General features: G+C 73.1%; 21 protein-coding genes. 7 read left to right on the top strand and 14 right to left on the bottom strand.

Annotation, left to right across the window (positions count from 1 at the left end):
• Positions 1-36: 36 nt before the first annotated feature.
• The 5 genes from rpsG to ACYQ0U_RS08360 form a co-directional block, all read right to left on the bottom strand.
• Positions 37-507, bottom strand: coding sequence for a 30S ribosomal protein S7 (gene rpsG, locus ACYQ0U_RS08380; RefSeq protein ID WP_028636427.1), 471 nt, complete (start codon positions 505-507; stop codon positions 37-39).
• 1 nt (position 508) lies between these two features.
• Positions 509-883: a 30S ribosomal protein S12 gene (rpsL, locus tag ACYQ0U_RS08375; RefSeq protein ID WP_011757353.1), complete on the bottom strand. Its 375-nt coding sequence runs from the start codon at positions 881-883 to the stop codon at positions 509-511.
• A 134-nt stretch (positions 884-1,017) separates the two neighbouring features.
• The gene (locus ACYQ0U_RS08370; protein ID WP_459971865.1) at positions 1,018-2,397 is read right to left on the bottom strand and encodes an MFS transporter; all 1,380 of its coding nucleotides are present in this window, start codon (positions 2,395-2,397) and stop codon (positions 1,018-1,020) included.
• On the bottom strand, positions 2,397-2,849 hold the full coding sequence (locus ACYQ0U_RS08365) for a MarR family winged helix-turn-helix transcriptional regulator (RefSeq protein ID WP_459971540.1): 453 nt from the start codon (positions 2,847-2,849) through the stop codon (positions 2,397-2,399). Before ACYQ0U_RS08365 ends, ACYQ0U_RS08370 begins: the two co-directional genes overlap by 1 nt.
• Positions 2,850-2,975: 126 nt before the next feature.
• Positions 2,976-4,421, bottom strand: coding sequence for an NCS2 family permease (locus ACYQ0U_RS08360; protein ID WP_459971538.1), 1,446 nt, complete (start codon positions 4,419-4,421; stop codon positions 2,976-2,978).
• Positions 4,422-4,457: 36 nt separating this feature from the next.
• Between ACYQ0U_RS08360 and ACYQ0U_RS08355 the strand changes: the two genes are divergently transcribed.
• Positions 4,458-4,751: a DUF2530 domain-containing protein gene (locus ACYQ0U_RS08355; RefSeq protein WP_459971536.1), complete on the top strand. Its 294-nt coding sequence runs from the start codon at positions 4,458-4,460 to the stop codon at positions 4,749-4,751.
• A gap of 10 nt (positions 4,752-4,761) precedes the next feature.
• Here ACYQ0U_RS08355 and ACYQ0U_RS08350 read toward each other — a convergent pair whose 3' ends face one another.
• Entirely contained in the window at positions 4,762-5,538 is a 777-nt protein-coding gene (locus ACYQ0U_RS08350; RefSeq protein WP_459971534.1) for a DUF3027 domain-containing protein, read from the bottom strand.
• Positions 5,539-5,607: 69 nt separating this feature from the next.
• Between ACYQ0U_RS08350 and ACYQ0U_RS08345 the strand changes: the two genes are divergently transcribed.
• Positions 5,608-6,963, top strand: a complete 1,356-nt coding sequence (locus ACYQ0U_RS08345; protein ID WP_459971532.1) for an MFS transporter — start codon at positions 5,608-5,610, stop codon at positions 6,961-6,963.
• A 12-nt stretch (positions 6,964-6,975) separates the two neighbouring features.
• Here the strand turns inward: ACYQ0U_RS08345 and ACYQ0U_RS08340 are convergent, their stop codons facing one another.
• Together ACYQ0U_RS08340 and larE are read right to left on the bottom strand one after the other, a co-directional pair.
• Positions 6,976-7,368 (bottom strand): cold-shock protein, encoded by a 393-nt coding sequence (locus ACYQ0U_RS08340; protein WP_459971530.1) that lies wholly within the window; start codon positions 7,366-7,368, stop codon positions 6,976-6,978.
• A 43-nt stretch (positions 7,369-7,411) separates the two neighbouring features.
• Entirely contained in the window at positions 7,412-8,830 is a 1,419-nt protein-coding gene (gene larE, locus ACYQ0U_RS08335; RefSeq protein WP_459971526.1) for an ATP-dependent sacrificial sulfur transferase LarE, read from the bottom strand.
• 87 nt (positions 8,831-8,917) lie between these two features.
• Between larE and ACYQ0U_RS08330 the strand changes: the two genes are divergently transcribed.
• On the top strand, positions 8,918-10,996 hold the full coding sequence (locus ACYQ0U_RS08330; protein WP_459971524.1) for a S8 family serine peptidase: 2,079 nt from the start codon (positions 8,918-8,920) through the stop codon (positions 10,994-10,996).
• A 63-nt stretch (positions 10,997-11,059) separates the two neighbouring features.
• On the opposite strand, the gene ACYQ0U_RS08325 is transcribed toward ACYQ0U_RS08330, so the two are convergent.
• The 5 genes from ACYQ0U_RS08325 to ACYQ0U_RS08305 form a co-directional block, all read right to left on the bottom strand.
• A complete protein-coding gene (locus ACYQ0U_RS08325) occupies positions 11,060-12,661 on the bottom strand; it encodes an AMP-binding protein (protein ID WP_459971522.1) in 1,602 nt (533 codons plus the stop codon).
• An 11-nt stretch (positions 12,662-12,672) separates the two neighbouring features.
• Positions 12,673-13,080 carry an SRPBCC family protein gene (locus ACYQ0U_RS08320; RefSeq protein ID WP_459971519.1) on the bottom strand — a complete coding sequence of 136 codons (408 nt, stop codon included), beginning with the start codon at positions 13,078-13,080 and terminating at the stop codon, positions 12,673-12,675.
• 186 nt (positions 13,081-13,266) lie between these two features.
• Positions 13,267-14,343, bottom strand: coding sequence for an RDD family protein (locus tag ACYQ0U_RS08315; RefSeq protein ID WP_459971517.1), 1,077 nt, complete (start codon positions 14,341-14,343; stop codon positions 13,267-13,269).
• Positions 14,340-15,257, bottom strand: a complete 918-nt coding sequence (locus ACYQ0U_RS08310) for an FHA domain-containing protein (RefSeq protein ID WP_459971515.1) — start codon at positions 15,255-15,257, stop codon at positions 14,340-14,342. Before ACYQ0U_RS08310 ends, ACYQ0U_RS08315 begins: the two co-directional genes overlap by 4 nt.
• Positions 15,254-16,078: a PP2C family protein-serine/threonine phosphatase gene (locus ACYQ0U_RS08305; protein ID WP_459971513.1), complete on the bottom strand. Its 825-nt coding sequence runs from the start codon at positions 16,076-16,078 to the stop codon at positions 15,254-15,256. The genes ACYQ0U_RS08310 and ACYQ0U_RS08305 overlap by 4 nt, the downstream gene beginning before the upstream one ends.
• A 57-nt stretch (positions 16,079-16,135) precedes the next feature.
• Between ACYQ0U_RS08305 and ACYQ0U_RS08300 the strand changes: the two genes are divergently transcribed.
• From ACYQ0U_RS08300 to ACYQ0U_RS08290, 3 genes are read left to right on the top strand one after another with little or no spacing between them, the layout of a single operon-like run.
• Entirely contained in the window at positions 16,136-18,385 is a 2,250-nt protein-coding gene (locus ACYQ0U_RS08300; protein ID WP_459971510.1) for a helicase C-terminal domain-containing protein, read from the top strand.
• 16 nt (positions 18,386-18,401) lie between these two features.
• Positions 18,402-18,923 (top strand): CGNR zinc finger domain-containing protein, encoded by a 522-nt coding sequence (locus ACYQ0U_RS08295; protein WP_459971508.1) that lies wholly within the window; start codon positions 18,402-18,404, stop codon positions 18,921-18,923.
• A 19-nt stretch (positions 18,924-18,942) separates the two neighbouring features.
• On the top strand, positions 18,943-20,583 hold the full coding sequence (locus tag ACYQ0U_RS08290; RefSeq protein WP_459971506.1) for a DNA repair helicase XPB: 1,641 nt from the start codon (positions 18,943-18,945) through the stop codon (positions 20,581-20,583).
• A 225-nt stretch (positions 20,584-20,808) separates the two neighbouring features.
• Here ACYQ0U_RS08290 and ACYQ0U_RS08285 read toward each other — a convergent pair whose 3' ends face one another.
• A complete protein-coding gene (locus ACYQ0U_RS08285; protein ID WP_459971504.1) occupies positions 20,809-23,511 on the bottom strand; it encodes an alpha/beta hydrolase in 2,703 nt (900 codons plus the stop codon).
• 150 nt (positions 23,512-23,661) lie between these two features.
• Here ACYQ0U_RS08285 and serA point away from each other — a divergent pair, with 150 nt between their 5' ends.
• A complete protein-coding gene (gene serA, locus ACYQ0U_RS08280; RefSeq protein WP_459971501.1) occupies positions 23,662-24,870 on the top strand; it encodes a phosphoglycerate dehydrogenase in 1,209 nt (402 codons plus the stop codon).
• Positions 24,871-24,879 lie beyond the last annotated feature (9 nt).

The following is a 24,879-nucleotide window of genomic DNA, read 5'->3' as shown; positions in this document are numbered from 1 at the left end:
TGGAGCGCGGGCGACGATGGTCGCCCGCGCCCGTGGTCACCAGCGGTAGTGCGCGAAGGCCTTGTTGGACTCGGCCATCTTGTGGGTGTCCTCGCGCTTCTTCACAGCGGCACCGAGGCCGTTGGAGGCGTCGAGGATCTCGTTCATGAGGCGCTCGTGCATCGTCTTCTCGCGACGGTCGGCGGCGTAGCCGACGAGCCAGCGCAGCGCGAGCGTGGTGCCGCGCGTGCCCTTGACCTCGATCGGGACCTGGTAGGTCGCACCACCGACGCGGCGGGACTTAACCTCGATGGCCGGCTTGACGTTGTCGAGCGCACGCTTCAGCGTGACGACCGGGTCGGTGCCGGTCTTCTCGCGGCAGCCCTCGAGCGCGGTGTAGACGATGCGCTGAGCGACCTGCTTCTTGCCGTCCTGGAGCACCTTCGAGACGAGCTGGGTGACCAGCTGCGACCCGTAGACCGGGTCGACGTCGATCGGGCGCTTCGGAGCGGGACCCTTGCGCGGCATGTCAGCTCTTCTCCTTCTTGGCGCCGTAGCGGCTGCGAGCCTGCTTGCGGTTCTTGACGCCCTGGGTGTCGAGGGTGCCGCGGATGATCTTGTAGCGGACGCCGGGAAGGTCCTTCACACGGCCGCCGCGGACGAGCACGATCGAGTGCTCCTGGAGGTTGTGACCGACACCCGGGATGTAGGCGGTGACCTCGACGCCGCTGGACAGGCGCACACGGGCGACCTTGCGCAGGGCGGAGTTCGGCTTCTTCGGGGTGGTGGTGTAGACGCGCGTGCAGACGCCTCGGCGCTGCGGCGATCCCTTCAGGGCCGGCGTCTTGTTCTTCGACACCTTGTCCTGGCGGCCCTTGCGGACCAACTGCTGAATGGTGGGCACCTGAGTGGTTCCCCTTCTTTTCCGCTCTCAGTACGAACGCTCTGCTCGCACGGTGTGCTGCTTCGTGTCCGGCTGGTGCGAACCCAACCCGCGCTGCTCGCCCCCGAGGTCGGGCGTGTCGCCCGGCCCGCCGATCAGCGGGAGCCGCTCACGGTCTCGCTGACGGGGATTTCCGTGCCGGAGCCGAGAGCCTGTTCACTCGACTGCTTCCGGGCACGCGCAACGGCCTGGTTGTCCCAGACACGAGGATTAAGGCTACCCGGGGGCTCGACGGCATGCAAAACGCTGCGGGCGCCTCCGCGGAGCCGTGCGTACACGGCGAGAGCCAAGAGTACTCCCACGATCGTCAGCACGCCGCCGATGACCAGACTCCAGCGGGCACCGAGGTGGGTGCCGATCCAGCCGATGATCGGGGAGCCGAGCGGCGTACCGCCCATCACGATGGTCATGTAGAGCGCCATCACGCGTCCGCGGAGCCGGGGGTCGGACTCGAGCTGCATGGTCGCGTTGGCGGAGTTCAGCAGGGTCAGCGTGCAGAACCCAATGACCGGGCTGAACAGCGCGAAGGCGAGGTACGTCGGCAGGAAGCCGGCCACGATCTCGGCCACGCCGAAGGCCAGGCCGGCGCCCACGATCAGCCGCATCCGGATCCGCACGCGGCGGGCCGCCATGAGCGCACCGGTCAGCGAGCCGACCGCCATCGCCGAGCCGAGGAGGCCGAACTCGCCGGCGCCCTTGCCGAAGACCTCGGTGGCCATCAGCGCCGAGGTGATCTGGAAGTTCATCCCGAAGGTGCCCGCGAAGAAGACGATGATCAGGATCATCACCATCTTGGGCTGGCTGCGGACGTAGCGGACGCCCTCGGCGAGCATGCCCGGCGTGCGTGGCTGCGCGTCCGGGGTGTTGAGGAGCGCGGTGTTCATCCGCTCCAGCTGCGCGATGACCGCTGCGTAGGAGATCGCGTTGATGAGGATGACCCAGCCGGTGGCCTCGGCCCCGCCGCCGAGCACGCCGATCATCAGGCCGGCCAGCGCCGGGCCGAGGATGCGGGCCGCGTTGAAGCTCGCCGAGTTGAGGCCGACCGCGTTGGTGAGGTCGTCCTGGCCGACCATCTCGGAGACGAACGACTGGCGGGCCGGGGCGTCGAACGCCGAGCCGATGCCGAACAGGAACGCGATCAGGTAGACGTGCCACGTCTGCGCGAGGCCGAGCACGGCGATCAGGCCGAGGACCAGGGAGGCGGCCGCCATCGTCGCCTGCGTCACCTGGAGGAGGCGGCGCTTCGGGAAGCGGTCGGCGATCACGCCGGCGTACGGGCTGAGCAGCAGCACCGGGAGGAACTGCAGCCCGGTGGTGATGCCCAGCTCGGTGCCGGAGTTGCCGGGGAGCTGGAGGACGAGCCAGTCCTGCGCCACGCGTTGCATCCAGGTGCCGGTGTTCGACACCGCGCTGCCGGCCAGGTACAACCGGTAGTTCGGATTGCGGAGGGCGCGGAACGTGGGGCTCGTGGTGATCAGTCCTTCTGGGCGAGGTCTTCGAGGATGGGGGCTGCCTTGCGGAGGGTGGCGCGCTGCTCGGGGCTGAGCTCCTTCAGGCGCTGGTTCAGCCAGGCGTCGCGGCGGTCTCGATCGGCGAGCACTCGCGCCCGGCCCTGGTCACTCAGCTGGACGACGACCTGGCGGCCGTCGGTCTCGTGCGGGCGGCGTACGACGTCGCCGCTGCGCTCGAGGCAGTTGACGGACCGCGTCATCGACGGCGGCTGCACCCGCTCGGCGGAGGCGAGCTCCCCGACGGTCAGCGCCCCGCCGTTGCGGAACAGGCAGCCGAGCACCGCCATCTGGTTGAGGCTCAGCTCGTTGTCCGGATGGCGCTCGTTGGCCAGCCGGCGACGCAGGCGCATGACGCTGAGCCGGAGCTCGGCGGCGAGCCCGGCGTCCGTCCTGACGACCTTCTCCACGGTAGGCATTTCGTTAGCATAACTCATTACCTGTGCTAACTATTCCGGTCACCGTGACAGTGCCTGCCTGCTCCTGAAATGCCGAGTCGGCGCAGTCTCAGCTGAGACTGCGCCGACTCGGCGTTGACGACGGGCTCAGGTGAGCCAGTTGGTGATGGGGCCGATGGCGAAGTAGACGACGAAGAGCGCCGCGACCACCCACATGAGCGGGTGGATGGTGGCGACCTTGCCCCGGACGAGCTTGATGAAGACGTAGGTCACGAAGCCGGCGCCGATGCCGACGGTGATCGAGTAGGTGAACGGCATCAGCACGATGGTGAGGAACGCCGGGATGGCGATCTCGAGGTCGTCCCAGTCGATGCCCTTGACCTGCTGCATCATCAGGAACCCGACCAGGACCAGCGCCGGGACCGCCGCCTGGGCCGGGATCATCTCCACGAGCGGCGCCAGGAAGATCGCGACGAGGAACAGCACACCGGTCACGACCGAGGCGAGGCCGGTGCGGGCGCCCTCGCCGACGCCGGAGGCCGACTCGATGTAGGAGGTGTTCGACGAGACGCCGCCGGCACCACCGGCGGCCGCGGCGATCGAGTCGACGACGAGGATCCGGCGGGTGTTCGGCGGGGTGCCGTCCTCCCGGAGCAGACCGGCCTCGGCACCGATGGCGGTCATCGTGCCCATGGTGTCGAAGAAGTCGGCGAGCATGAGCGTGAAGATCAGCAGGACGACGGTGATGACACCGGCGTTCTCCCACGAGCCGAGCAGGCTGAACTCGCCGACCGTGCCGAAGTCCGGGGTCTTGATGACGTCCTCGGGCCAGACCGGCTTGGTGAGGCCCCACACCTTCGGCTCGCCGATCGCCTCGACGACCAGCGCGATCGCGGTGGTCACCGCGATCGAGATCAGGATCGCGCCCTTGACGCGGAGCACCCACAGGGCGATCACGAGCAGCAGGCCGATGCAGAAGACGACGACCGGCCAGCCGGCGAGCTCGCCGCCCTGCCCGAGCTCGACCGGGACCGTGTTGGTCTCGGCGTCCGTGCGGGTCACGAAGCCGGCGTCGACGAAGCCGATCAGCGCGATGAAGAGACCGATGCCGACCGAGATGGCGACCTTGAGCTGCGCGGGCACGGCGTGGAACACCGCCTCCCGGAAGCCGGTCAGCACGAGCACCAGGATCAGCAGGCCCTCGATGACGACCAGGCCCATGGCGTCGGCCCAGGTCATCTGGCTGGCGATCGAGAAGGCGACGAACGCGTTGAGGCCGAGCCCGGTCGCGAGCGCGAGGGGGTAGTTGGCCACGACGCCCATGAGGATCGTCATGAGGCCAGCGACCAGCGCCGTACCGGCGGCGATCATCGCCAGGTTCGGCTCCGTGCCGCCGCCGAGGAGCTGGCCGTCCTCGTCCGCCGCGAAGCCGAGGATCAACGGGTTCAGCACGATGATGTAGGCCATCGTGAAAAACGTGACGAGGCCACCGCGGACCTCGCGGCCGACGGTCGATCCCCTCTCGGTGATCTTGAAGAAGCGATCGATGCCGCTCGAGGCGGCCGTGGTCTGAGTGCTCACGGCGCGCAGCATCCCAGACGAGAGGGGGCGTCGACTAGCGTGTCTCACGTGGAACCGCAGGGCGAACAGCCGATGACCCGTGAGTTCGGCAACCGGACGTTCTTCGTGGCCGACGTCGAGCCGCTCGACGTCGACGGCGTGCGCACCGTCGAGGTCGGTACGGCGGTGTGGCTGGTCGGCTTCATCGCCCTGCTGCCGTTCTACGGCCGGCTGGAGGACCACGGCAGCGAGTGGTGGCTCTGGACCTGCCTGGCCGGCTTCGGCCTGGGGCTGTTCGGGCTGGAGTACTGCCGGCGCCGGCGCAAGGCGCGGGCCGAGGGACGGCCGGTGGCGGAGCTGTAGGACCGGGCGCCTAGAACAGCTCGATCTCGTCCGGGGTGAGGGTGTCGAACACCGGCTCCGGAAGGGGCTGCGGCTCGTGCTTCTTGGCGAGCCGGACCTCCGAGTGGGCACCGCATCCGTGGTCGAAGGACACGACCCGGCCGTCGTCGTTGGCGTCCCCGTTGGCGCACACCCCGAACAACTCCGAGAGCGGGCCGTTGAGGCGCAGCAGGAAGCCGCAGGTGGTGCAGGCGTCCGGGGCGGAGCGGGCCAGCGGCGAGTCGGGGCCGCCGTCGCCGTCGTACCACCGCTGGGCGGCGAGCTCGCGGCCCTCCGGCGAGAGCGTGCGGACCCGGCCGAGGCCGAGCTCCTTGGCCACTGTGCGGATCTGCGCCTTGGCGTCGCCGTCCAGCTCGTCGTCGCCGAAGGCGTAGGTCGGGACCAGCCGCGGGTCGTCGTCGGACACCGGCAGCAGGTCGCCCGGGGACAGGTCGCCGGGCTTGATCCGCTCGCGGTAGGGGACCCACGCCGGGGCGACGATCGCCTCGTCGCCGGGGATGAGCACGACCTCGTCGACCGTGACCTGCTTCTGGCGCGGCGCCCGGGCGACGGTGACCGACCAGCGCCAGCCGACGTACCCCGCGCGGGTGCACGCGAAGAGATGGGTGACGACGCGCTCGCCCTCGACCACGTGACCGAGGTGCTCGCCGGCGTCCGCGGCGGGGACGTCCTCGAGCAGCGCGGCGCGCGCGACGTCCACGGCCGCCACGCAGGCGGAGTCGGACTTGGGGCGCACGGCGGTGATCACGACCGAATCATGACCCACGACGGCCCCAGATGTCAGTTCGGGTGGGGGTCGACCGGGCAGGATGGGGCCATGGCCGAGCCCACCGACCCCACGACCGCCGCCGGCGGGTCCAAGGTCTCGAGGGGGTTCGGGGCCACCGCGCGGGCGACCCGCCGCGCCGGGAGCTTCACGATGCGCACCGCCCGGCGGGCGGCGGAGGCCCAGGGCGCCGGCGAGTCCGGCCTCTCGCGCCTGATCCAGATGCACTTCTTCAACACCGCCGGCGACGCGGCGGTGGCGATCTCGCTGGCGGGCACGCTGTTCTTCACGGTGCCGTCGGGCGAGGCGCGCGGCCAGGTGGCGCTCTTCCTCGCGCTCACGATGCTGCCGTTCGCGATCGTGGCGCCGCTGATCGGCCCGTTCCTCGACCGGTTCGCCCACGGTCGGCGCTGGGCGATCGGCGCGACCATGGCGACCCGGGCGTTCCTGTGCTGGGCGCTCGCGGGGGCCGTGGTCACCGACTCCGCGTGGCTGTTCCCCGCCGCGCTCGGCGTGCTCGTCGCGTCCAAGGCGTACGGCGTGACGCGAGCCGCCGCCGTACCCCGGCTGCTGCCCCGCGACTTCACGCTGGTCAAGGCGAACGGGCGGGTCTCGATGTCGGGCATCGTCGGCGTCGCGGTGTCGGCGCCGATCGCGGGCCTGGCCTCGCTCGCCGGCCCGGAGTGGGTGCTGCGCTACGCGTTCCTGCTCTTCGTGGCCGCGACCATCGCCGCCATCCGGCTGCCCGCACGGGTCGACTCGTCCGAGGGCGAGGGCGACCTCGTCCTGCGCGGCGACACGGAGAACGCCCGCACCGGCAGCGTCCGCATCCCGCCGGCCGTCGCCTACGCGCTGCGCGCGAACTGCGCCCCGCGCTGGCTGTCGGGCTTCCTCATCATGTTCATGGCGTTCCAGCTGCGCGAGAACCCCCTCGACGGTTGGAGCACCGAGGTGCTCACCGCGCTCGTGGTCGGCGGTGCCGCGGCCGGCAACCTCCTCGGCGTCGTCGCGGCGTCGGTGCTGAAGAGGATCAACCCGGCGGTCACCGTCTCGGCGGTGCTCGTCGCCGACGTCGCGGTCGTCGTCCTCGGCTTCCTGTTCTACGGCGTGCTCGCGCTCGCCCTGCTCGGCCTGGTGGCCGGGCTCGGCCAGGCGCTGGCCAAGTTCTCCCTCGACGCGACCATCCAGCGCGACGTGCCGCACCGGGTGCAGGCGAGCGCCTTCGCACGCAGCGACACCACGCTCCAGCTCGCCTGGGTCGTCGGCGGCTTCGTCGGCATCGCGATGCCGATCGACCCGCCGCGCCTCGGCCTCGGCGTCGCGCTCGGGGTGCTCACCGCGTGGGGCGCCTTCGTCCTCGCCCGCCACCCGCGCCGGATGGGACGCGAGGTCGCGACGGGGAACTAGCCGGGAACCGGCTCAGAGCTCGAGCTCGTCCGCCAGCGCGCGGAGCAGCTTGGCCGTGGGGCGCGCGGTCTTCGGGTCGGGGTGGCGCCCGTGGCGGTACGCCTCGCCGACGCCGTCGAGCAGCCGGATCAGGTCCTCGACGATCGTGGCCATCTCGTCGGGCTTCTTGCGGCGCTGGTCGCGCTGGTTGCGCGAGACCGAGGCCGGCCGGTCGAGCACCTTCACCTGGAGGGCCTGCTCACCGCGGCGTCCCTGGGCGATGCCGAACTCCACGCGGGTGCCCGGCTTGAGCGTCGCGCCCTCGGGCAGCGCGTCGGCGTGCACGTAGACGTCGGGCCCGTCCTCCTGGGAGAGGAAGCCGAAACCCTTGTCGGCGTCGAACCACTTCACCTTGCCAGTGGGCACGATCTGTCCTCTTCCTGATGACGGGTTGCTGCGAGAGACAACTCTAGAGGGCTTCGTTGAGGGAGCCGGAACGAAATCCGCGGGGGTCCACCGCGGCCCGGTCGAAGCCCGCGTCGCGTACGCCGGCCAGCACCTGCTCCTCGACATCCGCGTCGAGCGGCAGCAGCGCAGCGTCCACCTCGACCGAGGCCCGGTCGCCGAGGTCGCGGACGCGGAGGTTCACCAGGCCGGCACCCGCGAGCGCGGCGCGGGCGGCGGCCTCCGCGCGCTCGACCCGGCCCAGCCGGAAGGGAGTCACCTCGACGCCGTACGCCACCCGTGAGGAGAGGCACGCGGCGGCGGGCTTGTCCCAGGTCGGCAGTCCCCAGCGCCGCGAGGCGGCGCGCACCTGGGCCTTGGTGAGCCCGGCGTCGCGCAGCGGGGCGATCGCGCCGCGCTCGTCGGCGGCCCGGATGCCGGGGCGGAAGCCGGCGACGGCGTCGTCGGCGTTGGTGCCGGTCACGACGTGCGCGAGACCCTGCGCGGCCGCCAGCGGCGCGAGCACCTCGATCAGCTCGGCCTTGCAGAAGTAGCAGCGGTCGGCGCCGTTCGCGCGGTAGCCCTCACGCTCCATCTCGTGGGTCTTCGGCGTGAGGACCTGCACGCCGAGGGACGCCGCGAAGTCGCGGGCGGGGTCGCGCTCGGACTGCGGCAGCGAGTCGGAGTAGCCGGTCGCGGCGGCGACCCGCTCCGGCCCGAGCGCCCGCACCGCGGCGGCGAGCAGGAAGGCGCTGTCGGCGCCGCCGCTGTAGGCGACCAGCACCGACCCGCGCTCGCGCAGGTCCGCGGCGAGCGCGTCCAGGCGCAGGTCGAGGAGGTGCTCGTCGAGCCAGGCCGGGAACTCGTGGAGGCTGTCGAGGACGACGTGCGTGCCGGCCTCGACCAGCTCCTCGCGGGTGCAGCCGCCGGTCAGCACCGAGACGCTCAGCGCCCCAGCGGCTAGAGCGCCCTCGACGTCGTGGACGTGGTCGCCGACGTAGATCGTCGCGCCCTCGCGCCGGAGGACGTCGGCCTTGCCGACGCCCCACACCCAGCCCTCGAGGTGGTCGACGTCGAAGGCGAGATGGTCGAGGTGGAGCTGCGCGTTGGCGGGGTACTTGCCGGTGACGACCACGACCCGGCCGGCGTGGGCACGGACGGCGGCGATGGCCTCGTGGGCGCCGGCTAGGGCGGGCGTGCCGACCACGGCGTGGTCGGGGTAGAGCGCGCGGAACCGGTCGCCGGCCGGGCCGATCGCCTCAAGCGCCAGGTAGGGCTCGAGGAGCAGGTCGAGCGGCGGGCCGAGCTTCCTGGTCATCTCCTCGACCGGGAGCTCGACGCCCAGCTCGGCGCCGAGCGCGGCGAGCACGTCGCGGAACCCGGGCGCGGTGTCGATCAGCGTCATGTCGAGGTCGAAGCCGACGACCAGGGGCGCTGCATGCATGGGATCAGCGTAGGGATCGGGGTGAGAGATCGAGAAACGCCTGTCACAATGAGTGGCTCACGTGACGGTAGTGCCCGAGGGGGAACCGTGCGAGCCACGATCGCGGCAGGTGTTGCTGCGCTGTCGGCTGCCCTCGTCACGGTCGCGCCACCGTCGGCCGCGCACGCCGTGGTCGAGGACGGCGACCTCTACCTCGTGACGCTCCGCGGCCCGGGGACGACCGGCCTCCTGGGCGAGCTCACGCTGCACGCCCGGCAGGACGCCGTGCTGGCGACCGTGGGCAACCCGGCCCCCGTCTACCGCTGGACCACCGCCCTCAACGGCGTCGCCGTCCGGCTCGCTCCGGCCGACGCGGCCGAGCTGTCCCGCGACGAGGACGTCGCCCTGGTCGAGAGGGACGCCGTGCGTCCGCTGGCCGGGAGGGCGCAGCCGGCGACCGCCGTACCCGGACTGCCGCGGCGGACCGCGGGCGGCGCCGGCACGGTGATCGGCGTGGTCGACACCGGGATCGCCCCGGAGTCGGCGGTGTTCTCCGGCGTCGGCGACCTGGGGCCCGAGCCCGACGGCTTCATGGGCGAGTGCGTGGCCGGCGAGGCCTGGTCGGCCGAGGACTGCTCGGCGAAGGTGGTCGGCGCCCGCTGGTTCGTCGACGGCTTCGGGGCCGACCGGATCCGCACGGAGGAGTCGCTGTCCGCCCGCGACCGGTCCGGGCACGGCAGCCAGGTCGCCTCGATCGCGGCCGGCAACGCCGGGGTCGCTGCTCGCGTCCGCGGCCAGCGGCTCGGGACGTACGCCGGCGTGGCACCGCAGGCGCGGCTCGCGGTCTACAAGGCGTGCTGGACCGCGCCCGACCCGGCCGACGACGGCTGCTCGACGGCCGACCTGGTCAGCGCGATCGACGCGGCCACGGCCGACCGCGTCGACGTCCTGAACCTGGCCGTCGGCGGACCGGACGAGTTCGACACCGTCGAGCGGGCGCTGCTCGGCGCGGCGGAGAACGGCGTCGCCGTGGTCGCCGCCGCCGGCAACACCGCCGACACCGTCGCCGCCCACCCCTCCCCCTGGGTCACCACCGTCGGCGCCGCCGCCGGCCCGGTGCGCCGGGGCGAGGTCCGGCTGCCCGACGGGCGCGCCCTGACCGGCGCGATGGCCGCCGCCCGCGGCGTCGGGTCCGCGCGGCTGGTGCTCGCCGCCGACGTCGCCACCGCCGACGCGACGCGGCAGGAGGCACGGGTGTGCACCCCGGGCAGCCTCGACGCCGCCCGGGTCGCGGGGCGGGTCGTGCTGTGCGACCGCGGCAGGATCGCCCGCGTCGACAAGTCCGAGGCGGTCGCCCGCGCCGACGGCGCCGGCATGGTCCTCGCCAACACCCGCCGCGGCTCCGTGGCCGCCGACTTCCACCGCGTCCCCACCGTCCACCTCGCGGTCGGTCCCGCCCGGGAGGTACGCCGCTGGGCGGCCGCGCACCCGGACGGCCGGATCGACCTCGAGCCCCTGGGCGCCGACCGGGCCGCGCACCGGGTCGCCCGCTGGTCGAGCCACGGCGACCCGGAGGGGCCGGTCGCCAAGCCCGACCTGGTGGCCACCGGCAGCGGCGTGCTCGGCGCGGTGCCCGGCGGCTGGAACCTCGCCTCGGGCACCTCGGTGTCGACCGCGATCACCAGCGGTGCCGCCGCCCTGCTGGTCGCCCGGCACCCCGACTGGTCCGAGGCCGCCGTCCGCTCGGCCCTGGCGACCACCGCGCGCCCGCTGCCCGGCGCCTCGGTGCTGGCCGCCGGCGCCGGCCGCGTCGTCCCCGACCCGGAGGCGCGGGCCGGCCTGGTCTACGACGTCGAGCCCACCGACTACCGCAGCTGGCTCTCGGCCACCCTGGCCGGCGACCTGAACACGCCGTCGGTGCTGCTCGGCGGGACCGCCGACACCGCCGAGCGGACGGTCACCAACGTCACCGGCCGCACCGTCACCTTCCTCGCGCGGGTGCGCGGCTTCGAGCGCCACGACGTCGAGGTCTCCCCCGCCTCCCTGCGCCTCGCGCCCGGCGAGAGCGGGTCGTTCACCGTCACCGTCGGCCGGACGTCGCTGCCGCAGCCGGACGACGACGGCTTCATCACCTGGACCGGCTCGACCGGGACCGTCACCCGGATCCCGGTCCTCATCACCCGCTGATCCGGGGTAGTCCCTGACGAGACGGGGGTCAGCCCGGCGTGTCGACCCCCATTTCGTCAGGGACTACCCCAAGCCCAGCGCCTTCGCGGACTCCTCGCGCATCTGGACCTTGCGGATCTTGCCGGTGACGGTCATCGGGAACTCCTCGACGACCATCACGTAGCGCGGGATCTTGTAGTGCGCGAGCCTGCCGGTGGCGTAGGCGCGGACGGCGTCGGCGTCGAGGGGCGGGGCACCCGACCGCATCTTGATCCAGGCACAGAGCTCCTCGCCGTACCTCTCGTCGGGGACGCCGATCACCTGCACGTCCTCCACGTCGGGGTGGGCGTAGAGGAACTCCTCGATCTCGCGGGGATAGATATTCTCACCGCCCCGGATGACCATGTCCTTGATCCGGCCGACGATGTTGCAGTAGCCGTCCTCCCGCATCTCGGCGAGGTCACCGGTGTGCATCCACCCGTCGACGTCGATCGCCTCGGCAGTCTTCTCCTCGTCGTCCCAGTAGCCGAGCATCACCGAGTAGCCGCGCGTGCAGAGCTCGCCCGGCTGCCCCCGCTCCACGGTCTCGCCGGTGACCGGGTCGACGACCTTCACCTCGACGTGCGGGTGGACCCGGCCGATGGTCGCGGTCCGCCGCTCGAGGTCGTCGTCGGCGCGGGTCTGGCACGACACCGGCGAGGTCTCGGTCATGCCGTAGGCGATGGACACCTCGGCCATGTGCATCTCGTGCACGCAGCGCTTCATCACCTCGACCGGGCAGATCGAGCCGGCCATGATGCCGGTGCGCAGCGAGGACAGGTCGTGCGAGGCGAACGTCGGGTGGTTCTGCATCGCGATGAACATCGTCGGTACGCCGTACACCGCGGTGCACTGCTCCTCCGCGATCGTGCGCAGCGTGATCTCGGGGTCGAAGCCCGGCGCCGGGATCACCATCGTCGCGCCGTGGGCGGTGCAGCCGAGATTGCCCATGACCATCCCGAAGCAATGATAGAAGGGCACTGGGATACAGAGACGGTCCTCCTCGGTGAAGCCGATCAGCTCCGTCGTGAAGTAGCCGTTGTTGAGGATGTTGCGGTGGCTGAGCGTGGCGCCCTTCGGGTAGCCGGTCGTGCCCGACGTGTACTGGATGTTGATCGGATCGTCCGGGGTCAGCGTCCAGGTCACGACATCGGCGAGGGAGCCGTCGGCCGACGCGAGCGCCTCCCACTCCGGCGACCCGAGGTGGACGACCTGCTCGACCGGCGTCTCGTCGACGACCTCGGCCACCATCGCCGGGTAGTCGCTGGTCTTGAACGACGTCGCGGTGACCAGCAGCCTCGTGCCGGACTGGTTCAACGCGTAGGCGAGCTCGTGGGTGCGGTAGGCCGGGTTGATGTTGACGAGCACCGCGCCGATCTTCGCGGTGGCGTACTGCGTCAGCGTCCACTCCGCGCAGTTGGGCGACCAGATGCCGACCCGGTCGCCCTTGCCGATGCCGGCGCGGACCAGGCCGACCGCGAGGGCGTCGACGTCACGGTCCAGCTCGGCCCAGGTCCACCGGCGGCCGCTCGCGACCTCGACCAGCGCCTCGCGGTCCGCGTGGGCCGCGACCGTGCGCTCGAGGTTGGCGCCGATGGTCTCCTCGAGCAGCGGGGGCTCGGTCTCCCCGACGGCGTAGGCCTCCATCCCGGGGGCGGTCAGCGCTTCTCGGCCAGCTCGACCAGCCCCGCGAGGACCTTCGGGGTGTCGGCGGTGACCATCGGGCCGACGTCCTGGGCGCCGGGCCCGCTGACGACGGTGCGCACCGTGATCTCCGAGCCGTCGGCGGTCGCCTTGACCTCGTGGTCGACGTGGATGACCAGGTCACCCATGGTGATCCGGTCCAGGAACCGCGAACCGGGCTCGACGATCTCCAGGACGAACGGCGCCTCGATGTCGCCCTCCAGACAGAGGGTGCCGGCCGCGCCCTCCGCGAAGTGGCCCTCGAGGGCCACGCGCTGCACTGCCGGGTCCCAACAGTGCCAGCTGCCGACGTCGGCCCAGAGGTGCCAGACGTCGGCAGGGGAAGCGCTGGTGGACGCGGTGCCTTCGTACTCGAAGCTCATTCCAGCAACCTACGCACACACCACGGGTCGCGGGAAGGGTCGGAACCCCCGCGGAGATGGGCCGGGGCCCACCACCCGGAGGTGACGGGACCCGGCCTCGGTGCTCGAGCTGGTGGCGCTGGTTGGGGAGCAGTTGACACGCCGCGGTGTCACCGACGAGAGAGGCAGGGCGGCTCGTCACGTTCGTCACTGCTGCGGGGAACCATCGCGCGCCACGGCCATGATCCGGTCGCCGAACCGCACGTGGTCGCCGTCGAGGAGCGTGGTGGGCCGGCCGGCGGCGAGGTCCCGCGCGACTCCCTGCCGCAGCAGCACCGACCCGTTGGTCGACCCGCGGTCCATCACCACGAGTACGCCGTCCGCGACGACCTGGAGCTGGGCATGGGTCTTGGACAGCGACATGTCCTCCGAGCGCAGCGGGACCGCCTGGTGGACGTCCTCGCCCGAACGGCCCTCGGGGCGGCGACCGATCAGCGTCAGGCCGCCGACGACGAAGGACTCCCCGGAGTCGAAGCTGACCCGCCACCGGGCCGGGGGCCCGGCGGGCTCGGCCACCAGGGGGTAGCCGAGCTGCTGCTTCGGCGGGGCGGCCGCCGGGACCGGGTCGGGCGCGCGGTGCTGCGGCGTCCGCTCCGGCACCGGGTGGGGCTCGGGCCTCGGCTGGGACTGGCGGTGGGGCTGAGGGCGGGGCGGGGACGGGGGTGCGGCCGGCCGGGCCGCCACGGGGGGCGGTGGGGGCGGCATCGAGGGCGCGGGCACCAGGCGCATCGCGGTCAGGTTGACGACGTGCCGCGGGCCGGCGTCGACCTCGACGGGCTCCTCCGGCACCGGCCGCACGTCGACGACCTCGGAGCCGGCGACCCGGTCGTGCCAGCCGTGCCGGCGACCTCCGGGATCCATCGCCGCGGTCCAGGCGAGGGTGGCGGTGCCGAGCCCGAAGGTCGGCACCGTGGCGACGCCCAGCACGAGCTGGCGCAGCAGGGCCCGGCCGGCGCCGATCGGCAGGTCCGTGCCGGCCTGCACGACCCGCAGGCCGAGCAGCGCGTTCCCGGGCGAGGACCCGGTCAGGCCGAGCACCACCGCGAAGGCGGCGTACCCGACGAGGACGGTGGCGGCGATGACGGCGACGCCCGCGGCGACCTGGTCGCGGTCGATGAGGAACCGCCAGGCGAGGTAGACCGCGAGGCCGTCGATCGCCCCCATCACCAGCCGGTCGACGGCGAACCCGTAGAACCGGTGGTCGAGCTCCGCGGCCGGCCTCACGGCGACACCACCCGGATGCTCACGCCGTCACCGAGGTCGAGCACGGCGCCGGGGATCAGCTGCACCGGGACGCCGGCCTTGAGGTCCTCCGGCGGCAGGCCGGGCTGCACGAGCAGGGTGCCGTTGGTGGAGCCGAGGTCGGTGGCGACGGCCGAGCCGTGGTCGGCGCCGGAGCCGGGCCGGATCTCGAGGTGGGTCGAGGAGATCTCCTGGTGCGGGCTGGACACGCGGACCAGCCGCGGCGGCGTGCCCTCGTGGTCGCGGGCCTCGGGGGCACGGCCGACGACGACCACCCGGTCGACCTCGACGGTCTCCCCGGTCGGCAGCTCGAGCCGGGCCACGGGCCGCGTGATCGGCGGCGCGGGCGGCTGGCCGGGGATGCCGGGCAGCGGGCGACGCGGGGTCTCCGGGCCGGCCTGCGTGTGGCCGTCGTGGTCGGGGTCGGCGTGGGCGTCGGCGTCGTGGTCGGCGTCGGGCTCGACGACGCTGCCGGTCCACTCGGCCGTCGCCACGCGGAGCAGCCCGTGGGCGACGACGAGGTCGGCGTCGTCGGGTGCGTCCGCGACCTCGAGCCGGGCCCGGGTCACGCCGTGGAGGGTGCGCTCGACCCAGGTCGTGGCGCGATCCCCCTCGACGTGGACGACGTCGTCACCGGTGGCGAAGTGGGCGCGCGCCTCGCCGCGGAGCACCACCCGGGTCTCGTCACCGTCGCGGCTGACCAGGACGAAGCCGGGCAGGTCGCGCAGGCCCGAGGAGATGAGGGCGTCGAGCGTCTCGTCGAAGCCGGCGCCGTCGTCGACGAGCTCCCAGACCGGAGCCACGCGCGCCTTCTCGGTCGGCGGCAGCAGGACGGCGGCACCCTCGCCGAAGATGCCGAACCAGGCCCCGCTGCGGCAGGACCAGGTCGCGGTCATGGGCGGGCTCCGAGCTTTTTCTCCAGGCTGGCGCGCTGGCGGTCGGGGTCGTAGTGGTCCTCGGGCACCAGGCCGACGACGTCGATGACGACCGCGGTCGCGTTGTCCTCGCCGCCGGCGGCGACGGCCGCGGCGACCAGCCGGTCGGCGGCGTCGCGCGGGTCGGTCGCCTCGGCGAGCAGCTGCGCGATGGCCGCGTCGTCGATCATGCCGGTGACACCGTCGGTGCAGAGCAGCAGTCGCTCGGCGTCGGCCAGGCGGAGCACGAAGTAGTCGGGCTCGACGCCGAGGGACTCGCCCAGCGCCCGGGTGATGACGTTGCGCTCGGGGTGGACGGCCGCCTCCTCCGGGCTGATCCGGCCGGCGTCGACGAGCTCCTGCACCAGGCTGTGGTCGTTGCTCACCTGCGCCAGCGCGCCGTCGACGAAGCGGTAGACCCGGGAGTCGCCCAGGTTCGCGAGCAGCCACGCGGGGCCGGACTCGTCCTCGACGAGCAGCGCGGCGACCGCCGTCGTGCCGGCCCGCCGGCGCGCGGCGACGCCCTCGTCGGCCTGCTGCTCGGCGTACTCCAGGATGCGGCGCTGCGCCTCGGCGAGCACCTCGGCCACGGCCTCCCGGCCGCGGCGCGGGTCGTAGCCGCGCTCGGCGAGGTGGGCGAACTCCTCGACCACGATCCGGCTCGCGACGTCGCCCCCCTCGTGACCGCCCATGCCGTCGGCGACGGCGAAGACCGGCGCGGCCGCCATCCAGGCGTCCTCGTTGACCTCGCGCACGCGACCGACGTCGGTGGCGGCGCCGTGGTGGACCTCGACCTGCCTCATCGCTGCCGTCCTGCGGGTCGGCCACCGTGCTGGGGGTCGTGCCCTAACGTGGGGACGATGGCCACGTCCGGGTACCGCACGCTCGCCGACCAGCTGCGCAGCTGGTCGGACGACCGGCTGTCCCGCCTGCTCCTCGACCGCCCTGATCTCGCCACTCCGGCCCCTCATGACTCAGGCCAGCTGGCGTCCCGTGCCGCCACCCGGACCTCGCTGCTCCGAGCGCTCGACCAGCTGTCGCAGGTCGAGCTCAGTGTCCTAGATGCCCTCGTGGTGGTCGGGCAAACCACACCGGGCGACCTGGCGGCCGTCGTGCACGCGGCGCCGGGGTCCGTGGCCGCCGCGCTCGACCGGCTGCTGGACCTCGCCCTGGCCTGGGAGTCGACCCAGGGCGTGCGGGCGCTCAGCGGGGTGGCCGAGGCGCTGACGGTCAGCGGGCTGCGGCCGATGTCGGCCGAGCCGCCGTCGCAGGAGGAGGTACGCCGCCGGCTCGACGAGCTCTCCCCGCAGGCCCGCGGGCTTCTCGACCACGTGCTCGAGTCGGGCGGCGAGGCGACCACCGGGACCTCGCGCCACACCGTGCTGCCCGAGGACGCCGAGACGCCGGCCGAGGAACTGCTCGCGCGCCGGCTGCTGGTCCCGCGCAGCGGCGGCGTCGTCGTACTGCCGGGCGAGGTCGGCCTCGCGCTGCGTGGGGGCCGGACGACGACCGAGCCGGTGGACGTCGTCCCCACGCTCGCGACCACGGACCGCGGGGAGGCGCTGGTCGACCGCAGCGGCGCGGGCGCGGCGTTCGAGACGGTGCGTCGGGTCGAGCTGCTCCTGGACCAGTGGGGCCTCACTCCCCCGTCGGCGCTGCGCAGCGGCGGCCTCGGCGTGCGCGACCTCCGCGCCACCGCCACCGACCTGCACGTCGACGAGCCGACGGCGGCACTCCTCGTCGAGACGGCGTACGCCGCCGGCCTGATCGCCACCTCCGCCGACCCGGACGGCAACCCCGCCTGGGTGCCGACGGACCTCTTCGACCAGTGGACCGCCCGCCCGGTCGCGGAGCGCTGGGCGGCGCTGGCGCAGGCCTGGCTGGAGTCGCCCCGGATGCCCGGCCTCGTGGGCGGCCGCGACCCGGCCGGCAAGGTGTGGAACGCATTGGCACCCGAGCTCGCGGGGATCCACCAGGTCGAGAGCCGGCGGATGGCGCTCGACGAGCTGGCCGGGCTGCCGGCCGGCGAGGTGCTCGCCGCCGGGACGGGCGTGCCGTCCCTGGTCCGCCGGATCGCCTGGCTCCGCCCCCGTCGCCCGCGCACGCGGGACTCCCAGGTCGCGTGGGCCGTCGACGAGGCCGCGGTGCTCGGCGTGGTCGCGCTCGGCGGACTGACGTCCTTCGGCCGTGCGTTCGTGGCCGGCGAGCGCGCCGAGGCGGAGAAGCGGCTCGACGCCCTCCTCCCCGCCCCCGTCGACCACGTGCTGCTCCAGGCCGACCTGACCGCGGTCGCCCCCGGCCCGCTCGAGTCGCAGCTGGCCCGCCGGCTGCAGGTCGTGGCCGACGTGGAGTCGCGGGGCGGCGCCACCGTCTACCGCTTCACGCCGGGATCGGTCCGCCGGGCGCTGGACATGGGCTGGTCCGCGGTCGAGCTGCACGACTTCGTCTCCTCGGTCTCGCGCACCCCGGTCCCCCAGCCGCTGACCTACCTGGTCGACGACACCGCGCGGACCTACGGCACCGTCCGCGTCGGGCACGCGGAGGCGTTCCTGCGCTCCGACGACGACGCGGCGCTGACCGGGCTGCTGCACCACCCGCGCGCCGGGACCCTGGGGCTGCGCCGGATCGCGCCGACGGTGCTGGTGAGCTCGACGCCCCTCGACGTGCTGCTGCCGCGGCTGCGCGAGCTCGGGGCGGCGCCCGTGGTCGAGGCCGCCGACGGCACCGTGCACGTCGCGCGGCCCGACCAACTGCGGGCCCGGACGCCCAAGGAACACCGGCCGCGGGCGGCCCGCGCCGCCCGCGAGACCGCCCACACCGCGCATGTCGTCACCGCGATCCGCGCCGGCGACCGCGCCGCGTCCTCCCGGCCGGCCGCAGCGGCGGAGACGCTCTCGCCGAGCGGGTCGATGGCCGCACTGCGCGAGGCGATCGAGGCCGAGGAGTCCGTGCTGATCGGGTACGTCGACAACCAGGGGTCCACCTCCGAGCGGCTCGTCGACCCGATCCGGGTCGAGGGCGGGTCGCTGACCGCGCACGACCACCGCAGCGACGACGTCCGAACCTTTGCCGTCCACCGCATCACGACGGTGCGCCCGGTGACCGCCTAGTCCCTACGATTCGACCGTGGACTTCCTCCGCTACGCCGAGGCCTCGGCCGCGCTGCTGAACGCCGACATGAGCGATGTCGCCGGGCTGGCGGCGTACCTCGACGACCGGCCGTGGCTGCGCGACCGCGCCAGCGACCGGGACTGCATGCTGATGCGGAAGTTCCAGCGCGAGCTGCGGCCGGTGTTCGAGGCCGGTGACGACCGCCGGGTCGGCGACGTGGTCGGCGGGCTGAACGAGCTGATGTCGCACCACCCGATCACGCCGCGGATCTCCGACCACGACGCCCAGGACCTGCACCTGCACGTCGCGACCGACAACGCCAGCGTCGCCGAGCTGCTCGTCGGCGAGTCGCTGCTCGGCCTGGCCACGCTGGTCTGCGACCTGGGCCCCGACCGGCTCGGCGTCTGCTCGGCCCACCCGTGCACGAACGTCTTCGTCGACACCTCGCCGAACCGCTCGCGTCGCTACTGCTCCGACCGCTGCTCCTCGCGGGCCAACGTGGCCGCCTTCCGTGCGCGGCAGAAGGCCGGCGCATGACCGTTCGTAGGCTTGTCGGGTGAATGACGGTCCGCTCATCGTCCAGTCGGACAAGACCCTGCTCCTCGAGATCGACCACGAGCGCGCCGCCGACTGCCGCAAGGCGATCGCCCCGTTCGCGGAGCTGGAGCGCTCGCCGGAGCACGTGCACACCTACCGGCTGACGCCGCTCGGGCTCTGGAACGCGCGCGCCGCGGGCCACGACGCCGAGCAGGTGATCGACACGCTGCTCGAGTACAGCCGCTACGCCGTCCCGCACGCGCTGCTGATCGACGTCGCCGAGACGATGGCGCGCTACGGCCGCCAGCGGCTGGAGAAGCACCCGGTCCACGGGCTGGCGCTGGTCTCGAACGACCGGCCCGTGCTCGAGGAGGTCCTGCGCGCCAAGAAGGTCGCCGGGATGATCGGCTCCCGCGTCGACGACGACACCGTGCTGGTGCACGCCTCGGAGCGCGGCAACCTGAAGCAGGCGCTGCTCAAGCTCGGCTGGCCGGCCGAGGACTTCGCCGGGTACGTCGACGGCGAGGCGCACCCGATCGACCTGTCCGAGGTCGGCTGGCACCTGCGGCCCTACCAGCGCGAGGCGGCGGAGTCCTTCTGGCACGGGGGCTCCGGGGTCGTCGTGCTCCCCTGCGGGGCCGGCAAGACCCTCGTCGGCGCCGCCGCGATGTCCGAGGCGAAGGCGACCACGCTGATCCTCGTCACCAACACCGTCTCGGCCCGGCAGTGGAAGGACGAGCTCGTCCGGCGTACCTCCCTCACCGAGGACGAGATCGGGGAGTACTCCGGTGCCGTCAAGGAGGTCCGGCCGGTCACCATCGCGACGTACCAGGTGCTGACGACCAAGCGGAAGGGCGTCTACCCGCACCTCGAGTTGCTCGACGCGCGCGACTGGGGCCTGATCGTGTACGACGAGGTGCACCTGCTGCCCGCGCCGATCTTCCGGATGACCGCGAACCTCCAGGCCCGCCGCCGCCTCGGCCTCACCGCCACGCTCGTGCGCGAGGACGGCCGCGAGGGCGACGTCTTCTCGCTGATCGGGCCGAAGCGCTACGACGCGCCGTGGAAGGACATCGAGGCGCAGGGCTGGATCGCGCCGGCCGACTGCGTCGAGGTGCGGGTGACGCTGCCGTCGGCCGAGCGGATCGCCTACGCGACCGCCGAGCCGGAGGAGCGCTACCGGCTGGCGTCGTGCACGCACCACAAGATCTCGGTCGTCGAGTCGCTGGTCGCCTCGCACCCCGGCCAGCCGACGCTGGTGATCGGCCAGTACATCGACCAGCTCGACGAGCTCGCCGCCGCGCTCGACGCCCCGGTGATCAAGGGCGAGACGCCGGTCAAGGAGCGGCAGCGGCTCTTCGACGCCTTCCGCTCCGGCGAGATCGGGCTGCTGGTCGTCTCGAAGGTCGCGAACTTCTCGATCGACCTCCCCTCGGCCGAGGTCGCGATCCAGGTCTCGGGGTCCTTCGGCTCGCGCCAGGAGGAGGCCCAGCGCCTCGGCCGGCTGCTGCGCCCCAAGACCGAGGGCCGCACCGCGCACTTCTACACGATCGTCTCGCGCGACACCGTCGACGCCGACTTCGCCCAGAACCGGCAGCGGTTCCTCGCCGAGCAGGGGTACGCGTACCGGATCGTGGATGCGGAGGACGTGGGGGCCTGACACGGCCGTCGCGAGCGTCGTCCGGCGCGTGCGCCGCCGTGGGCGGCGTGCAGCGGGCCGGGTCGGACCGCACCCCGACCGCCCGTTCCGCGCAATTGCGCCGCAAGGGCAACCCGGACCGCACCCCGACCGCCCGTTCCGCGCAATTGCGCCGCAAGGGCAGCCGCCCCGAGTCATCTCCCGGCGAGCGACGAACGCGTTCGAACGCGCCGCCGGGCCGGGTCGTTACCTGACGTAGACGGTCCGCTCGACCGCGGCGCGGTTGACCTTCACCCGCAGCGTGATCGACTCCCGGCCCTCGTCCCGGTCGTCGCGCACGGTCGGCACCGACAGGACCACCCGGGTGTCGCCGCTGGCGAGCTGGTCGTAGAGCGACGGGCGGTAGCGCCACAGCGGCTTGCCGGGCTCGGCGCCGGTCCCGACGTGGCTGCGGAACCACGAAGCGGGCACGTCGTCGGCGGCGAGCGCGGGGCGCGGGCTCCTGACGATCCGGCCCCACACGAACAGGTCGTAGTCGACCGGGGCACCGAGCGTCACCTCCCACCGCACGGGCTCGCCCTCGGTGACGGTGCGGTCGAGCGCCCGGACCCGCAGTGGGGGCGTGGGGTCGTCGTCCACGACCGCGAGCTGGCCGAGGTAGGCGTCGGTCATCATGTTCCGCGTCGCCCAGGCGGAGGCCGAGGTGATCATCGCGCGGAAGTCGTCGCGGCGGTCCGGCTGGTAGGTCACCGGGATCGAGCCCGAGGTCTGGCCCGGAGCGAGGTCGACGTTGAAGCGCTGCACGTCGCGGACGGCCTGCCCGGCCGTGGTCACCGAGAACCGTGCCGGCCGCGTCACCTCACCGACGACCGTGAACGGCAGCGACGCGGTCACCGGCTTGGTGCCGTTGCCCTCCTGCACCCTCACCCGGCCGATGTTCACCGTCGGCAGGCGCACGTCCGGTACGTCGGCCAGCTCGGCCGGCGCGGCGGAGAGGTCGGCCACCCACACGCGTCCGCTGTCGCTGGCGCTGACCAGGTCGACCCGGACGACCCGCGTGAGGTCGACGCCGTCGGTGCCCGTGGCGTCGACGACGACCGTCTCGGCCCAGTACTTCTGCGTCTCGCGCCGCACCCCGAGGGCCGGCACGTTGCCGCCGCCCTGCGGCGTCACCACGGCGGTGCTTCCGTCGGCGTCGGTGATCCGCACCCGCAGGTCGACGTCGCCGGCGTTCGGGTCGACGATCGTGCGCAGCTCGAGGCGGTCGCCGCTCAGGTCGAGCGGCTCGTCGAGGACCACGCCGCCGGACTGGCCGGGCGCGGTCCACGCCATCTGGAAGAACTCGCGGGTGCGGAGGTGCTCGTACTCCTCGGGCCAGTGCGGCCGCGTCCCGGTGTAGTCGAGGCCGGAGGCGCAGGACGCGATCCGGCCGGGCGCGTAGATCCCCCGGCAGAAGCGGGTGGTCGCGCCGTCCGGCAGCGCGCGCCCGAGGTCGCGGCCCGGGGTGCGCACGTCGCGGCCCCCGCCGATCGCGTGGCTGAGCACCTGCGCGTCACCGATCGAGTCGACCCGCACCCGCGAGCCGTCGAACAGCGGCAGCGCGCTCTGGTCGTCGGCCGCGAAAAGGTGCACCGCGCCGGCGACGTACGCCGTGCCGACGTCCTGCTGCTCCTCCGCGCTGAGGCGGTCGGGGTTCTTCGTGCCGCACTCGGCCCGCCGTGGGCCGCCCCAGTCGTCCCACGCCGGGGCGACGGCCTGGCCCGGGGTCCACTCGGTGTTGAAGTAGTTGTGGTTCGCGCCCATCACGAGGACCGAGCTCTTCAGCGAGGTGTCGCCGGTGGTGAGGTCGCGCGCGGTGTCGGTGAACTTCTGGCCCTGGAGGTCGCTGACGTCGCCGTCGCAGAACGGCAGCAGCGTCACGGTCGGGACGTACGGCGCCGTCTGGTTGGCGAAGTCGGTCGGCGCGATGAGCACCTGGCCGGCGATGCGGTACGGCGCGCTCAGCGGGATCTGGATCGAGGCGCGGTTCACGCCCTCGCCGCCGCGGCTGTGGCCGACGAGCACGACACGGTCGAGGTCGACCTGGTGGTCGGCCGCGAGCCCGACCCACTCGCGTAGGTGCGCCTCGACGATCTCCGCGCGGGCGTCGGCGCCACCGTCGTCGAGCCGGTAGTCCTGCGCGTTGATGCCGTTGACGCGGACCGAGACCGTCGCGTAGCCCTGCGAGGCCAGCATCCGCTGGACGTAGTCGTAGCCGAGCTGGCTCGGGATCTCCTGCATCGGCGGCTCGCAGGGCCAGTCGCCGTCACCGAGCTCGTCGTCGGGGCTGTAGCAGAAGCTGTGGCGGCCGTGCATGAACAGCACGAGCGGCCGTGGACCGGTCTCGGCGTCCGCCGCGGGCTCGACCACGTGCCCGACCATCTCGATCGGCCGCGGCATGCGCTTGATCTTCACGCCGGGCAGCTCGTAGTCGCTGGTCACCACCTCGTAGGGCCCCGGCGTCGCCGGGTCCTCCTCGAGCGTGACGGTGCCGGGCAGGACGAGGGACCGGCCCGGGGCCGCGGCGACCCGGGCGAGGTCGTCACCGGCCTGGTCGAGCCGGTCGCCGGAGAGCACGACGTCGAGGTCGGCCGGGTCCGGGAGCTCGGCGGCGGTGACCACGGCGTGCACGGTGCGGCCGTCGGGTGCCACCGTCGGCGGGCCGATCAGCAGGCCCGACGGCCCGGTGATCGTCGGCCGGTCGGAGGTGATCGGGAAGCGGCGGGGCGAGCGCCACGCCACGTCGTACCGCCCGTCGCCGAGCGACGTCACCTGCCACGTGCCCACGTCGCCCTTGGCGGGTACGCCGCCGGCGGCGTCCGCCGTGGTCCCGGTCGGCCCGACCGCGAGGACGGTGGTGGTGGTCGCGAGGGCGACCAGGACGGCGCCGATGCGCCTACGTGCTCCCATGGCGTGCATCATGCCGCTCCCTCGTCTCCCCGTCTCGATGATCGCCACCACGGCGCCTACCTCTGGGACGCCCGGGCGGCCCGGAGGGTTGCGTCCCATCAGTCGGCGTCGTTTCGGTGCTGCGCGCGAGCCGACCTAGGCTGGTGGACCGTGAAGGTGCTGCTGCTCGAGAACATCCACCCGGTCGCCGTCGAGGTCCTGGAGGCCCGCGGCTTCGAGGTCGATCTGCGCCTAGGCTCCCTCTCCGAGGACGAGCTGGTCGAGGCGCTGCCCGGCGTGCACCTGCTGGGCATCCGCTCCAACACCCACATCACCCCGCGCGTGCTCGACGCGGCCTCGGACCTGCTGTCGATCGGCTGCTTCTGCATCGGCACCAACCAGGTCGACCTGGTGGCGGCGGCCGAGCGCGGCATCGCGGTCTTCAACGCGCCGTACTCCAACACGCGCAGCGTCGTGGAGCTCGTCATCGGCGAGATCATCGTGCTGGCCCGCCGCCTCGCCGAGAAGACCGAGAAGATGCACGCCGGCATCTGGGACAAGTCGGCCAAGGGCAGCCACGAGATCCGCGGGCGCACGCTCGGCATCGTCGGCTACGGCAACATCGGCACCCAGCTCTCGAACCTCGCCGAGGCGATGGGCCTGCGGGTGATCTTCTTCGACACCGCCGACCGCCTCGCCCACGGCAACGCGCAGCGCATGCGCACCCTCGACGAGCTGCTCGCGCAGGCCGACGTGGTGAGCCTCCACGTCGACGGGCGGCCGGGCAACGCCGGGTTCTTCGGGCCCGAGCAGTTCGCCAAGATGAAGCCGCGCAGCCTGTTCATCAACGCCGCGCGCGGCATGGTGGTGGACACCGAGTCGCTGCGCGAGCACATCCTCTCCGGCCACATCGCCGGCGCCGCCCTCGACGTGTTCCCCGTCGAGCCCAAGGCCCAGGGCGACCCGTTCGAGTCGCCGCTGCGCGGGCTCGACAACGTGATCCTCACCCCGCACGTCGGCGGCTCCACCCAGGAGGCGCAGGAGGAGATCGGCTTCTTCGTCGCCAACAAGCTCGCCGGCTTCTCCCAGGAGGGCCGTACCGAGCTCAGCGTCAACCTGCCCGCCGTCCAGGCGCCGCAGCTCCAGGCCGGCCACCGGATCGGCTTCCTGCACGTCAACGTCCCCGGCGTACTGGCCAGCGTGAACGGCGTGCTCGCCGACGCCGGCGCCAACGTCACCGGGCAGTACCTCGCCACCCGCGGCGAGCAGGGGTACGTCGTCACCGACACCCTCGACCCGCTGCCGTCCGACGCGCTGGAGAAGCTCGCCGAGTCCGAGTCGGCGATCTGGCTGCGGACCTGGGACGCGCGCACGTCGTAGCCCGCTTCT

This window comes from Nocardioides pyridinolyticus (genome assembly GCF_054653575.1).
This window is presented reverse-complemented; position numbering and strand designations above follow the sequence as displayed.